8 protein-coding genes are annotated in these 15,144 nt (G+C 40.5%); all 8 read right to left on the reverse strand.

Going from position 1 to position 15,144, the window contains the following annotated elements; genetic code table 11:
- Positions 1 to 1,818: DUF6531 domain-containing protein (locus ACTHUM_RS04640; protein WP_440361300.1), on the reverse strand; the 1,818-nt coding region annotated here is incomplete at its 3' end.
- 79 nt (positions 1,819 to 1,897) lie between these two features.
- The gene (locus tag ACTHUM_RS04645) at positions 1,898 to 3,034 is read right to left on the reverse strand and encodes a DUF2169 family type VI secretion system accessory protein (protein ID WP_004520030.1); all 1,137 of its coding nucleotides are present in this window, start codon (positions 3,032 to 3,034) and stop codon (positions 1,898 to 1,900) included.
- A 16-nt stretch (positions 3,035 to 3,050) separates the two neighbouring features.
- Entirely contained in the window at positions 3,051 to 5,324 is a 2,274-nt protein-coding gene (locus ACTHUM_RS04650; RefSeq protein ID WP_004520031.1) for a type VI secretion system Vgr family protein, read from the reverse strand.
- Positions 5,325 to 5,454: 130 nt separating this feature from the next.
- The gene (gene tssM / locus ACTHUM_RS04655; RefSeq protein ID WP_049343522.1) at positions 5,455 to 9,012 is read right to left on the reverse strand and encodes a type VI secretion system membrane subunit TssM; all 3,558 of its coding nucleotides are present in this window, start codon (positions 9,010 to 9,012) and stop codon (positions 5,455 to 5,457) included.
- Positions 9,013 to 9,070: 58 nt separating this feature from the next.
- Entirely contained in the window at positions 9,071 to 10,306 is a 1,236-nt protein-coding gene (tssL, locus tag ACTHUM_RS04660) for a type VI secretion system protein TssL, long form (RefSeq protein ID WP_004520033.1), read from the reverse strand.
- A gap of 24 nt (positions 10,307 to 10,330) precedes the next feature.
- Complete coding sequence (gene tssK / locus ACTHUM_RS04665; protein ID WP_049337057.1) at positions 10,331 to 11,674, reverse strand: type VI secretion system baseplate subunit TssK; 1,344 nt, start codon at positions 11,672 to 11,674, stop codon at positions 10,331 to 10,333.
- A gap of 33 nt (positions 11,675 to 11,707) precedes the next feature.
- On the reverse strand, positions 11,708 to 12,331 hold the full coding sequence (gene tssJ, locus ACTHUM_RS04670) for a type VI secretion system lipoprotein TssJ (RefSeq protein WP_004520036.1): 624 nt from the start codon (positions 12,329 to 12,331) through the stop codon (positions 11,708 to 11,710).
- Positions 12,332 to 12,466: 135 nt separating this feature from the next.
- A complete protein-coding gene (gene tssH, locus ACTHUM_RS04675) occupies positions 12,467 to 15,118 on the reverse strand; it encodes a type VI secretion system ATPase TssH (protein ID WP_004520037.1) in 2,652 nt (883 codons plus the stop codon).
- Positions 15,119 to 15,144: the final 26 nt, after the last annotated feature.

Genomic DNA, 15,144 nt, shown 5'->3' on the forward strand with positions numbered 1-15,144 from the left:
GTCGTAGTGGTATTCGGTGTGCTGTTCCAGCGCATCGGTAATACGCGCCAACTGTCCTTCGGGGGTGTAGGCCAGTTTGGTTTCGTAACCCGAGCAGTCGGTAATCCGGTCGGGCTGATGGTTTTCGTTATAGTGGTATGCGGTACTGCTGCCGTTCGGATCGGTTACCGACAGCAACAGACCGTTGCCGGCATATTCGAAACGGGTGATGTGTTTCAGCGGGTCGGTATGGGTCAGCAGGTTGCCCGCTTCGTCATAGGTATAGCCGTGGTAACGGCTTTCGGCATCGCTTTTGCGGATCAGACGGTAGTTGTCGTCATAGTCGAAATGCAGGATGACGCCGTCCGGACGGATAATGCTTTCTACCTGGCCTTCGTTGCTGTATTGATAACGGGTAACGCGTCCCATTGCATCGGTATGGCTGAGCAGACGGCCCAAGTCGTCGCGTTCCATCAGGTTGGTACTGCCGTCGGCAAACACCCGTTTGGTCAACTCATTGTTGTAGTCGTAATGATATTGCTCGGTACGGCCCAATATGTCGGTTACCTCGGTGTAACCTTCGTGATAGGTAAAACGCCATTCCTCGCCCAAAGAAGTCCGGTTGCGGATGACTTTGCCGGTCGGGGTGTAATGGTCGTATTCGTATTCCGATACCAATCCGGCCGCATCCGTATGCGACACCATCAGATTGTTTTTATAGCCGAAGCTGCGTTTGACATTACCGTCGCGGCCGATGACGCGGATCAGGTCACCACTGCCGTCGTATTCATAGCGGACCAGCGGCATACCGACCCGGACCGTTTCGCCAAAGGATGGTAAACCCTCCAACAGCGACACCGACAGCAGCCGCATTCTAGGCGACTGCTCATCGGCCACATTGCCGAAGTTTAGCGAGAACACCCGGCCGTTGCCGTCGATGACGTATTGCGGCAGACCGGTCAGCGGATGATAGACGAAACGCTGATGGTTGCCGTTGGCGTCTTCCACCGCGACCAGCGGGAAGAGGGTGGAATCTTCATCAGAACCGTCCTCCGCCACCACCAAAGGCGCAAAACGCAGCGCTATCGAACCGTCCAGAGAAGCAATGACATAATGGCCGTCCGGGTTCTTGCTGAACCAAATCTGTTCGCTCTCAAACAATACCGGCTCTTCGTCATCTTCATCGACTTCCGGCAAAGGGAACAAACGGCCCTGATCGTCGATATAGGCCAATCCGGCCGCATCGCGGATAATGCGCTGGCAGCCCGGTACGCTCCAGCCCTCGCCGAGCCAGCCGGTACCGTCTTGGTCGGAATAATAGCTGCGGCTCCATACCAGCGGCAGAATACCTTCAAAGGCAAAGTCGGTTTCACCCTCCAAAAACTTCAAACCGTGTATCGGATTGACTGGACGGCCGGCACCTACCGCACCCTTGCAGGACAAACAGGTTTTAGGGGGGAGTCTTTTGCTGAACTTGCCGTTCATATGGAACATATCGCCAGTACGCACGATATAGCGTTTGCGGATTTTAACCGAGGAAGAATGGCGCATCGGCCAGGCCGGTTTGGTGGCGGTGCGGCTTTTTACCCCTTTACGGCCCGGAAGGGCGATTTCATCGCCATAAGTTTTGTGCGTCTTACTGGCATTAAAGACAAAAGCAGGCTTGCGGTTGAGGCGTACGTCTTTGGCGACGGTTTTGGCACCGCCGAGATCAGCAAAGAGTGGGAAGGGGATGGGTGGAACGGAAGGGGGAGCGGGTGGAGGCGGCCAGCAGAAATCGGGGACGGTAAAGACAACGCGGAATTTGCTGCTTTTACGGGCGATTTTATTGACGGCCATTGGGTGCTCCTGTTGGGGGGATGGGGTCGTCTGAAAAATTGGCTACAATCGGTTGATAATCAGACGGTCTTTTAGTTGTTTACGCGAGTGCCGCAAGAGAAGGCGGTATCGGGATAAATTTGTCTTGTGAAGTATGGCATGCAACTGCGGCTGCGATTTGTTCTGCCCGTTCATGTCGAGCAATAAACCTGAGTTGACATGCAGAAATTTCCAGCTCTTCTGCAAAAGAAGTCCGGTATGTACAGTCGATGCGGCGTTGTTCTACATCAACGAGTACGGTATCCAACACCATGTCTTTACACAAAGACATATTAGATGCGGTATGGGCATGTACAAATACAGTCTCTACCGGTAGTTCGACAGTAAAGTACTGATTGGGCGCTTGAAAGGAATGTACCATGCCGGTAAATCCTAGTGTATAGATATGGTTAGGCTTTAGATGTGGCAATTGAAGGGAAGGATGAGCACCGTTCCAATAAGCCATAGAAAAATCTTTTGGTAATAAAGGTGCACGGTTAGCTATCCATTCTGCATCGGCAGTACCTGAATGTTGTGCCCGTTGCGCAAAATAACGGGGCATAAAGCCAAATCCTTCAGGAGCAACATTTTCAGCAGGATCTCGTACCGGATGGCTTGGGTCATAAATCTGGTGAGCCTTTAATATCCTTTTGAACCCATTTTGTTTGAGTTGGGATTTGGGATAATAACCAATACCGACAGGATTTTGCTGATGCCCCTCATGATCGTCTTCAACTGCACTACCGCCAAAGGCAAATTCATAGCGGATGGGCAAGGAGAGAATAGGATCTGGTTCGCTTAGAGACCATCCGGCTATCTCTCTTACCCAGTAGCGCTCGCCAGTAAGAGCCAGACTTTTTTGGTAATCGCCAACACTCACCGCTACAGCAAGTTGCCGAGCGGGAGTGTCATCATGTGCATAGGCGATTGCATTGACCACTAAATCAGTTTTAGGTTTATAAAGGCAGAAGTCGCTTTCAAACTGAGTTGAAGTTTGAGATGGTTCACCGTAAAAAGTATCTGCAAATGTAAGAGGCGTCTGCGTTTGGGCAAACTTAAGTACGGTTTTTCCAGTTACAGGATCGATTTCAAACTCATAACTGACTTTAGCAACTACGACATCATATGTTCGATCTAACTGGTCGATGTTTTTAAATTGCTGCGTATGAAAGCAGGTAAAGTTCTCCAATTCGAACATTTATATACCTTTTCTTCTAGTTGATATCGACTTTTTTACCATCCATATCTACTACATTAGTGCCAACGATCTTAACTTTTTTACTAACGATAGAGATTTTATTTTTATCTATTACAATCATTGAGTTGCCTACTTGAAGGGTAATTTTGCTCCCAGCAGATAAGGTAATTTTATTGCCGGCATTAAGGCCAATATTTAAACCTGCATTAAGTCCCATAACTAGGCCAACGCTATGCATTTCGGCACCAACAACGTTGGTCATCCAACCACCTCCGACGTTTAGCATATAGCCAGCGCCAATGTTGGTCATTTGTCCGATACCAACGTTGCTCATACCATTTAGGCTGACGGTTTCCTGCTTATTGCCACCAATGCTGCTTACCTCGTTGGATACAATGGTTTTGTTACGATTGGCACCAACGGTCAATGCTTGATTTTTGCCGATAGAAACGTTTTGATCCAAGCCTACGGTTAAAGCCTGATTTTTTCCGATGCCAATGTTTTCATCGAGGCCAACAGAATGGGTTCGATTTTTAGCGACAGAAACACTCTGATCTTTACCCACAGAAGTACTTTGGTTTTGGCCAACACTAATGCTTTGGTTTTGGGTAATACTGGAAGTTTCGTTTTGGCCGACTGATTTGGTACGGTTTTGGGTAATTGAGGCAGTTTCGTTTTTTTGAACGGTTTTAGCTCGATCACCTACTACTGTTACAGTTTCATTATTACCAATTGTAGTGGTTCGGTCGTTGTTGACGTTACGGGTTTCATTATTCTTAACAAGTGAGGTCAAGTCTTTCTGTGCCTGGAAGTTGACCATTTCAGACCCAGCAGTATCATTGAACATCAGTTCGTTAAAGTTGGCTAATGGAGAGTTAAAACTTTTACTCTTGATACCGGATTGCTTAGCTGCAGCAGGAAATCCCCATGGTGGCGACATTGCGCTGTTATACAGACGGCCTAATACAATGGGTCGATCAGCATCGCCATTAATAAAATCAACCAGTACTTCTTCGCCAATGCGTGGTGTATTAATAGAGCCATAGCCAGCACCAGCAGAGCCCTGAGTTACTCGTACCCAGTTGGAACTGTTTTCATCCATTTTTCCATAGCGATCCCAGTGGAACTGGACTTTAATATCGCCATATTCATTGGTGTAGACCTCTTCACCTGCAGGTCCTGTTACCGTAGCTGCTTGTGTCCCTAAAACTTTTGGCTTGGGAGTTTTAAGAGGAGGGCGGTATGGATAAGATTTAGGTAATACGCGGAATGAAATTCTAAATTTGCCAATACGGTCTCCAGACGTATAGCCTGCCTCTTCGAAATCATAATCAGCTTTTAAAATAGTATATTCGGTATTAGAAGATGCATGAGGGTGTTTGCTCAGGATAAACGTATAACCTGGAGCAAGTGTCAGTGCAGTGCCTGAGCCAGTAATAATCTTGGTTTGGCTTTTCAAATCTTCACTACGAACCTGACTGTAATTTTGTGCTTCTGCCACATCACTAAAACCTGTGTAGAAGTCATAGTGTTCCATAGATACCGAATTAAAGTCATGAACTGAGTCTGAAGACATCATCGGTACTTTAGCATTTTTATAATTGTATTCTCGAGTAACAAATTGACTAGATTTTAAAGCATCTCGTTCTTCCCAAATATCAATATAGGCGATATTTGGTGCCCCTGGTGCAGTATTTCGAGAGTGGTAGGGGATGTTAGGGGATGAAATAGCTTCTAAAACACCGACATCATCAGTAATAACCAGCTCATGTGAACCGTTACTGTGGGCAAAATAATAGTAGATACCTTCTTGTTCAAATAGGCGGTTTAAGAAATCAAAGCTATTTTCTTGATATTGAACACAAAAGCCTCTTGTTCGATACCCTTTTTGACATTTTATCTGGTATGGGAATCCGAATGGTGCTAAGACTTCATTAGCGATATCTAATACGGACTTATCAACGAAAACCCTGCTGTCTGTATTTTGAGTGAGGTACCACATGAATGGGCGAGTGGTACAAGTATAGGCATGATAACCTTCCTCGTCCTCATCTTCTCCAATATAACCGAAATCGGTAACCAGACCATTTAGGTAACGAGGACTGCTTGCTTCAGTATCAATTTCCAATGTTACAAACTGACCAATAATATCTTTGCCTTGTAAATTTGGGTTTGGGGAGACCAATGTAATATTGAACTCAAACAGATTTGAAACGGATTCTGTTCCAAGCATTTTTTTGAATAATAGTTGTGATCCCAAAGGCGTATGAGCAACGATAGTTCTATTCATTTCGGGAAACTCCTTGTCAATCTTAAACCAATATTCCGGTTAGAAGTATTTTTATCCTATATTTTAAATAGGGATAAAATATGTGGAAGTGATATTTTAGATAATATTATTTACATCTCTATTGAAACTTTTAAATACACTGAAAATTCCGTAATTTACTTAAATTAAATGGATTAAAGGCAGTAGAAGTAGTAAATTCAAGTATAAGATTTTTTCCTTTAATATTGTATTCGACAACAGTGGTATTTCCTGTTTGGCGAATAATTTTACCTTTTTCAATAAGGCGGAAGATTGACCACGGCCCAGTTGAACTAATACCTGCGCTGTTGATTTGGGGAGATGAGATATCTATTTTAGCTAAAGCATTTTCACTCTTGGATGGCCAAGTAAAGGTTACAGGATTTACAGGACCATGGCTGTATACATAGCTCTTACCTGCATATGAAATATTTACACTTTCTAAACTGGTATCAAGAATTAAAACTTTAATTGAAAAGTCGAATGTAGGAGTTTCTGATCCTTTATCAAAATACCCTTGTCGAATGTCTGCTATATCATTTAGCTTTGCAAAACGATCTTTAAACGCATCATTTTTAGCAGTTAAAGTTTCCAGTTTTTCTGAGCGTGCCAATACGGCAGCTTCACCAGTCAAGTTGGTAAATTTACTGTAGATACCATTGGGACCAAATATACTGGTGAAACTCTCTAATGCGACATTGTCCTCCGATCCTTTATCGAAAGGGTATCCTTGTTGATGTATTTCTTGACAACTATTAGTCAATGTGGCCATTTGTTTTTCTAAAGTAGATAAAATTTTTTCATCAACAATTTTGTTAGTGTTTTTCAGAATAATTTCAGAAAAGTTATCTAACATTTGGCGAAAGGGAGGTGGCAGTCTATTTACTTCAGCCTTGTATTTTACGAAAGGATCATCAGGTGGTAAGTCCACTCCTTTTTCTACAGCAACATTAACGGCAACTAAATAAACATATAAATCATTTATAGCTTCTGTAACGTTATTAATAGCTGGAGGTTGATCATTAGTGGTTTCAGTTAATATATGGAAATCTGCAAAAGCATCATCGACTGGAGTTGCTTGTTTTAAAGCAGCTAATTCATTCTTTACATTATTCCCCTCTTCACTCTCTAAGAGTTTCGAGAGTCCCGCTCTATTTAACCAATCAGTAATTTTGCTTCCAGCTTTTTCTGTTATTCGTTTGTCAATAGTTAAAGTCGTATTATCACTAATTCCTTTAATAATATTGACTAAAGGTGAGTTCTTTTCAGATAGCAGCTTAGCAATTTGAGTACTCTCTCGTGATGACTTTGGTGTTACTAATGACAAATCAGATAAATAACTATTCCAAACTTTGATGTAATTACTGAAATAGATTCTTTGGGCATCAGAAAGGACAGATGCCTTGCTTTGACTTAAAGAAGCATAGTCACCTAATACCCAGTTGTCTTCATTAAAAAACTGCTCTGCAGATTTAACCATAGCAGGCAAAACTTTAGTAATGTAGGCTTCTTTGGTATAAATAAAGTTAATAGGTTCTTTCAGAGTTCCACCAGTCTTACGTCGGAATAACAAGTGACTTTGCACTCCACCCATACTTGAAAAGGATACAGGTGTAACTCCTCCCTTTCCAGAGAGAGTAACTGTATTTATGGTATCTTCTAATACCATGGTTGCAATGTCTCTTTGCGCAATTTCCTGTCTACGACGTTCTACTAATTCTTCATCATAGGGAACGCTTGGTGTAATGCTTTGTTTTGAAAGAATCTGATTCAGAGCTTTTTCAACAGATTTTTTTTGTTGGTCACTCATACCTGATGATTCTGTTTTAGACAAATTGGACATTAACCAGTTTTGCATAAAAGCAGCATCAAAATGTTCTTTGTGGAACATCATAAGATAAGCTTTTAATGCATCATAGCTATTAATATTGTTGGAGCCATTAGCTGTGCGTAGAAGTTCATCCAACTTATAGCTGATTAATGGCATTACGTTGTCTTGAAGAATTCTATAATAGGCTGACTCCCCAACATCTTTCATTTGGCTGCCTTGATAAAGGCCAATACGATAGCTGAGCGGAGGGGATAATAAATCTGGAATTTCTTTACTGGTAGTTGTATCTCTAACTTGTTCAGCAAATGTTACAGCCTTAAGTAAATCAGGGCCGTCTGTATATTTTTTTACATCTGAAGCTAAGTCAGTTGCTTTTTTATCAACCTGTTCAAGATATGATTGGTTATTGGAGTAACTATTCAACATCATTGTCAAACATGCGATTACTACAGTTGCAATAGCTCCAATACCTAGCCAATACAAGATTTGTTTTTTGACAAACCAAGATTTATTCTCACCAGCCAAATTTGCCTCGCTTAAAATAACGTCAGCAAATAGTCTATTTAAGAAAAAGCTATGTTCGTTATTCTGAGTAGAGGCCTGGTTTGAATCCAAGTATTTTTTAGATAATTGGAAATCACTTTGCAAACCTTCCAGTATAGGGTTGAGATGTTGTCCTGTTTGAGTTGAGCTTGAAAAATAAACACCTCTCCATGCGATAGGTTGCTCAAATTTTGAAGATTTAGACAGTTCTTTAAATAGGGAAAGTACGGCCTGATTAAGACGCTCGAACTCCTCAGGGAATGCAAAAGCCGCAGCCTTGTCTTCAGTGGATTCTAATTGGTGAACAGTACCCAACATAGAGGAGCGTAATTTATCTACAATATCTGCTAAGGCATTAGAAGCAGTAGCGATAGGGGTTTCCATTCCTTCTGTATTAGATAGAGGAATCCCTAAATATTGATTTCTTTGTTCTTCAGTTAGATGGTTAAAGAATTCATTAAAACCATGCAATAAATCTAATTTGGTTATCATAAGATAAACTGGAAAATGTATACCTAATTTAGTATGCATTTCATGGATTCTTTTACGCAGTTCTACTGAGATTTCTGTTATATTGGTTTTTCCGCCCAATAAATCATCTACGCCTACAGTAACCAATACTCCGTTTATTGGCTGTTTAGGTCGGTAACGTTGTAGCAGCGTTACAAATTCTTCCCAGTCACTAGAATCTTTACTGCTATGATTGTCATGTAAAGATAATCTACCAGCTGTATCGAGAAATACTATTTCATCCGATAGGAACCAATCACAATCTCGTGTACCTGCTAGGCCACTTACAGATGTCCCCAAAGTGCTCTCTAAGGGGAAGTTAAGGCCAGAACGTTTGAGTGCAGTCGTTTTACCAGATCCTGCTGCCCCTAGGACAACATACCATGGCATTTGATAGAGGTATTGACCTTCTTCTAGTCTAGCCAACAAACTGTTTTTAGATTTAGAAAATTTAGCATTCTTTAATACTTTGTCCATTTCAGCAAACTGGCGGCTCATAGAGCTAACATCATTTGCACTTTTTAAAATAGGTTCTTGGGCTGCTCGAATTTCTTTCAATAAAGCAGCGTTTCGTCGGGATTCACGATATTGGCGAAATACAGCTTTAGCCAACCAAATACCAATAATAGTGGCACACACTGCAAAACGAATAGTTTTGCTTACTAAGGGGCGAACTTCACCTATGGAGATTAATGGGCCAATAAACCATACTAATATAATTAGGCCAGTAATACCCAACATCACCCATAAAGAGCGAGAACCTAGAAAATAAATAATTTTTTTCATGTCTATTTTTTCCGTATCAATCTAAAATAGATTATTGTGTGTTTGCACTACCGTTTTGTTAAGGATTGGAGGTATTGTTTTTTATTTCGACTGTGCTACCTAGTTTGGGTCCAGTTTCTGTAGTAAATAATGTAATTTCAACCCTTCGGTTTTTAGCCCTGTTCTCCAAAGTATCGTTTGGTGCTACAGGATCGGTTGAGCCTCGCCCTTCAGAACGGATGCGTGTTCCACCATTTTTAACGTAATTCAATAAAATTTCTTTTACTGCATCTGCCCGAGCCTGTGATAAATGCCAGTTGGATGGAAAATTTAAGCTCTGAATTGGCTGATTGTCAGTGTATCCCGTAACAATAATTTGTCCTTCCACACTATCTAAGGCTTGGCTAACCGCAGCCAAAACAGGATAATATTGGTCTTGAATTTGTGCAGAGCCGGATTCAAATAAGCCATCACCTAAAATAGTAACAGTGCTTCTGTCTTGAAAATCTTCCACAGATACTAATTTTCTAGCAATCTCATTTTCCAATAAAGGCCGTAGTCGGACTGTTTTTTGTGTATCCTGTTGTTTGGTGATTACTGAAGGGAGTTTGAGGCTGTTTACTTTTGTACTGGCTGTATTGAATTTATCTCCTAATGACCATTGCATTGTAAAATAGCCTACACCTAATGCAACAGCTCCTAATACGCCTACTACCCATAAAGGAATAGCAAGCCTGCGTTTCCTTTGAATATTATTTGTAATAATCGGGTTATGTTTAAAAAGATTAGCAGTTTGGTCAGGTCGTTTACTGTGAATTAAGGCAAGTAGGTCCCTTTTAATTTTATCGATCTCAAGCTCCCCATTGTTTAGAACCTGGTACTTACCTTTGTAACCAAATTGTAGGCATAAATACATAAACTCCAATAAATCAATATTCTTATCAGAATCTTGTTTCAAATTTTGAATGATTTCAAAAAAACGTTCTCCACCCCAAGTTTCATCGTAAAAAGATACTAATAAGCTATTCTTTGACCAAGTTTCATCAGCCCAGCCTGCACGGACTGCTAATTCATCTACAAATGTACAAAGACAGTATTTTGCAGCCTGAATGGCATCATATTTAGCTCCATTTTTTTCAGCATTCTCTTCAAAATTATTAATTAAGAGAGAGAATTTATTAATTAGGCTGTCAGTAGATAATTGACTAGTAGTTTGCTGCATAGAGTTAGCCAAGATAAGAACAGGTTTAGCAGCTTCAATTAAAGGGTTATAAACATTTACTGCGTTGTTTGCAGTATTATTCTGGTTATTCATAATGAAATTCCAAATTAAATCAAATTAACTTAAAGACTTAATCGCCCAAAATTCAACATCTAAATTAGGGAAATTACCAGCCAAATGGAAAGCCATACCTGAGGAAGTATCAAACATATCCCATAATTCATGTTTTTTATCTAATTCAAAATAAACATAACCACTATGGTATGGTAATTCTCTTGGTGCCACGGATAACGCATGAACTTTAATTCCAGGTAAATGGTAAGCAACCAATTCCTTAACTTTTTCTACAGTACCTATTTTTACTACACTTGGAATTTTTTGGCGTAAGGCTTCGTTAGGCATATCAGCTTTGATGGCTAGGACAAATGAAGCTTTATCCAGTAAGCTTTGATCAGGAGTTTGGGCGACTCGGGTTGCTTCATCACGCAAATCTAATGGAATTCTAATTGCTCTTTGTTCAAGTACAATAGACAGTGATTTGCGCAAGTTAAAAAATAATTTACCAAAACATGATGCTAGATCATTGTGTTCATAAATAGGAACATCTCCTACCTTGCGTGAAGGAAGGAAAGTCATTAAATCAGCACATAATTTTGATAAGTTGACAAATAATTGTTCTGGATGAGTTTGACGAGCGCCTTCATTTTCATGATGCAAATAAGCCAGATACCGATTGATGGTCTGAAGCATCATAAAGTCCATTACTTCAACAGAACCTCCGGTATTCGGGTCGTTTACAGCGTTAGCTAGACTATTGCTTTTTTGCATTAATAAGCCATATATTTCTGAAATGTAAGCTTTTAGGTGTTGTTGCTTTTGGCTTCCTAGGGAAGGTGGAATATATGATTCGTCTAGAATGATTTCAAAGTCTGCTGAACTGGATCGGATAACTGCAATAGGAAGGGCAGTTTGATTGCTAGTTAAATCATTTTCTAAAATCAATGTAGGATTAAGATCTGCTAGTGTAATTTGGCGACCGTCTAATTCGGAGTTTGTTGTATCTGCAAGGGTTTTCTCAAATGCTTTATATCGGTAAGAGTGAGCAGAATTTTGATTTAGAAAGTCAATCTCATTATTGACAGAGGATGGCAGAGTAATGGCTAAGCAAACTTTGGTATCTTTTATGTTTGCAGGTACTTTTAAGCTTAAATTTTCAAGTTGTTTTTGGGAAAACACAAATATAGAACCATCAGGAAAAATACCTTCTGCTTCACGAATACCAAGAACACCATGTTTGAGGCCGTCTGAATCCAGTACTAAAGATGAAAATCCCCAAAAATAACCTTCTTTAGAAACAGCTAGTTGACGTAATCCAGACTCAAGATAACGTTCAAATTGCTGGAAATGCTGTGGGGTAATAAAGATTCCCTCCGACCAAACTACTTTTGCTTCAATTGCCATGCATTCAACCTCAAATTATTTATATATAAGTATTTATTCCTCGCGGAAAATGCCTTTGCTCAGATCACTATTATTCTTACGAGTTTTCCCATTTTCTTTGATAGTCGGATCATCAGGATGGCGCTCTTTATATTCTTTTAGCATTTCTTGCATCTCTGATTTCGATAATTGATATAATTCATTTTTCCCAATATTCACGTAGAAATAGTGTTTCCCAAACTGATACCATCGTTGTTTTTGTTTTAATAAAATTAATCTCCATTGACTATTATCCAAATCACGATAACTGGCAACAACACCTAGGTATTTCAGATGAGAATCCATCTTGATAGGTAATACAGAAACCGTATCAGGGTGTAACATGAATTGGTTTTGTTGAATTAATTTGTCTCCTAAAGTTTCTTTAGCATTATTAGTAAGATCAAAATAGTTTGCTTTTTTAAATTCACCATCAGATGACAGTTGATATAAATCCAATCTTATGGGGGAAGGTTGATCAACTAAATTTGGATTGACATCGGGAGAAACTATGATTTGTACATCAATTTTTTCTCCACTTTCGTCAGATTCTTTTGGTGGTTTATGGTTGGATGCGCATGCGCTTACCATCAAAGATATCATTGCAAATGATATATATTTTATCAGTTTTCCATGCATTTTGGTTACCTAGGTACATCAATAGTGATTGTATTTAATGATAGAAATTTTAAATTAATCGACAGCCTAGATTTTAGGAACTAGTTGGTCTATGACTGTCGATCGAAATACTAAGATTTCTTATTTTACTTAGAATTATAAAGTATTTTTCTTTCTAAGTTTATATTTATATTGGTAATTGAAGTCATGATTGCTTGCGTCGATATTTACGCTCAAAACTTGTTTCCCCTGTGTTGCGCAGGTAAGTAGTTCTTGGCTGATTTGTGGTAGAACCGTATTGGTAAGAATCGCATCGATCATGCGGCCACCTGATTCAACTTCTGTACAACGTGAAGTGATTAGTTTTAACACTTCAGGGGTATAGTGTAGGTCGATGCCATGATTATCTTTAATGCGTTTTACGATACGGTCTAATTGCAATTCAACAATTTTTGAGAGCATATCATCGGATAGCGGATAGTAAGGAATAACTTGCATCCGGCCTAATAAAGCAGCTGGGAAAGTTTTCAGCAGGGGAGTACGCAGGGCTTTAGTTAGGCCTTCTGGAGTAGGCAACATTTCGGGATCATCACACATATCCATAATTAAATCTGTACCAACGTTGGTGGTAAGAATGATAATGGTGTTTTTAAAGTCGATATAGCGGCCCTCGCCATCTTCCATCCAGCCTTTGTCGAATACTTGGAAAAAGATTTCATGAACATCTGGATGTGCTTTTTCTACTTCATCGAGTAAGACAACACTGTAAGGTTTACGACGTACAGCTTCAGTCAATACGCCACCTTCACCATAGCCGACATAACCTGGAGGAGCTCCTTTCAAAGTGGATACAGTATGAGCTTCTTGATATTCACTCATGTTGATGGTAATCACGTTTTGTTCACCACCATATAATGTATCGGCTAGAGCCAGTGCAGTTTCGGTTTTACCCACGCCGGAAGGGCCAGCAAGCATGAAAACACCAATAGGCTTGTTGGGATTGTCTAGATTGGCGCGTGAAGTTTGAATACGGCGGGCAATCGCATCCAAACCGTGGCGTTGGCCGATGATGCGCTTATTTAAGGTATCAGCAAGCTGTAATACAGCCTCAACCTCGTCTTTCATCATTTTTCCGACAGGAATTCCAGTCCAGTCTGCTACAACGTCAGCAACCGTACGACTGTCTACTAACGGCATAACCAAAGGTTGGACGCCTTGCAGTTTTTTCAATTTAGTAACCAGTTCTTTTTGGCGGGTACGCAACTGTTTATTTTCTTCATCGGTTGTTTCTTGTTCAACCTGCATGATTTGTTCACGTACAGCCAATAGCTCGGCAACTAAGTCTGCTTCAGATTTCCATCTGTCTTCTAATTTTTTCAGACGGCCTTCAACCTCAGTTAATTCTTTACCAATATTTGTGATTCTAGCTTCAGAATCAAAACTGAGTTTTTTCTCACGTTCTAAATTTGCTTGCTCAAGTTTTAATGCTTCTGACTTCTTGCGTAGATATTCAATGCTTCCAGGTACAGCATGTTGGCTGACTGCAACACGTGCGCAGGCAGTATCAATCAGGCCTACAGCTTTATCGGGGAGCTGACGTGCTGGAATATAGCGGTGAGAAAGTTTTACAGCAGCCTGGATTGCTTCATCAAGAATAATCACTTTATGGTGTTTTTCTAGAGAAGCATTCAATGCCCTAAGCATGTTGATGGCTTTTTCTTCATCGGGTTCATCTACTTGTACAACTTGGAAGCGACGAGTTAGGGCAGGATCTTTTTCAAAATATTTTTTGTATTCTGCCCATGTGGTTGCACCAATAGTACGAAGTTTGCCACGAGCTAATGCAGGTTTGAGTAAGTTGGCAGCATCACCAGTACCGACAGCTCCACCGGCACCAATTAAAGTATGGATTTCGTCGATGAATAGCACGATTGGGGTTGGGCTGGATTCTACTTCATCCATAACTGCTCTGAGGCGTGATTCAAATTCTCCGCTAACACTGGCACCAGCTTTGAGCAAACCGATATCCAATAGAATTAATTGAACGTCTTTCAACCCAGGCGGAACATCTCCGGCAGCTAAACGTAATGCCAAAGCTTCAACCACAGCAGTCTTACCAACACCGGCTTCACCTGTAAGAATCGGGTTGTTTTGACGGCGACGCATTAGGATGTCAATCATTTGTCTGATTTCAGTGTCACGGCCTGTGATTGGATCTATTTCGCCATTTTTAGCCTTTTCGGTAAGATTGCTGCCGTATTTAGCTAAGGCACTTTCTTTGTGGGTAGCATTAGGCTCGGAAGATAAGGCATTCTGGGTAACATCAAGATTCTCTTCAGAGTTAGCAGTAATAGCAATAATATTGTTTGCCAATGTCTCCGGTTTGATTTTCAGGAACTCAGATGAAATATTGGCCAGAATACCCTGTAAAGTCTTATTTTGCAGCATGGTATAGAAAATATGAGCTGTACGGATTTTGTCTGTACCAAATTTTAGTGAACTGTATGTCCAAGTTTGTTCGACAAGGGTTTGGATATGTTCGGAGAAGTCAATAACGGCAGTAGCACCAACAGGTAATTTTTCTACTGCAGCCAATACATCTTTTCGTGCTTTGACTTCATCTAAGTTAAACTGATTTATCAGGCAGAAGATATCTGTTTTTTCAGTTTGAAGTAGAGAGTGTAGCCAGTGTACTAATTCAACATAGCTGTTTTCTCGAAGACGACAGAAGGTATAGGCATTTTCCAAAGTTTTATACAAAGTAGTATTTAACTTACCAAATAATACGCTGCGGCTGATGTTTGACATAAGACGTCCTTAGTTAAATTATTTCA

Source organism: Neisseria sp. P0021.S006 (genome assembly GCF_051956895.1).

Bases quoted from the DNA above. Each gene is read 5' to 3' on its own strand.
- ACTHUM_RS04645 (WP_004520030.1), bottom strand. From the start codon at position 3,034: ATGTTCGAATTGGAGAACTTTACCTGCTTTCATACGCAGCAATTTAAA.
- tssM (WP_049343522.1), bottom strand. From the start codon at position 9,012: ATGAAAAAAATTATTTATTTTCTAGGTTCTCGCTCTTTATGGGTGATG.
- tssJ (WP_004520036.1), bottom strand. From the start codon at position 12,331: ATGCATGGAAAACTGATAAAATATATATCATTTGCAATGATATCTTTG.
- tssK (WP_049337057.1), bottom strand. From the start codon at position 11,674: ATGGCAATTGAAGCAAAAGTAGTTTGGTCGGAGGGAATCTTTATTACC.
- tssH (WP_004520037.1), bottom strand. From the start codon at position 15,118: ATGTCAAACATCAGCCGCAGCGTATTATTTGGTAAGTTAAATACTACT.
- ACTHUM_RS04650 (WP_004520031.1), bottom strand. From the start codon at position 5,324: ATGAATAGAACTATCGTTGCTCATACGCCTTTGGGATCACAACTATTA.
- tssL (WP_004520033.1), bottom strand. From the start codon at position 10,306: ATGAATAACCAGAATAATACTGCAAACAACGCAGTAAATGTTTATAAC.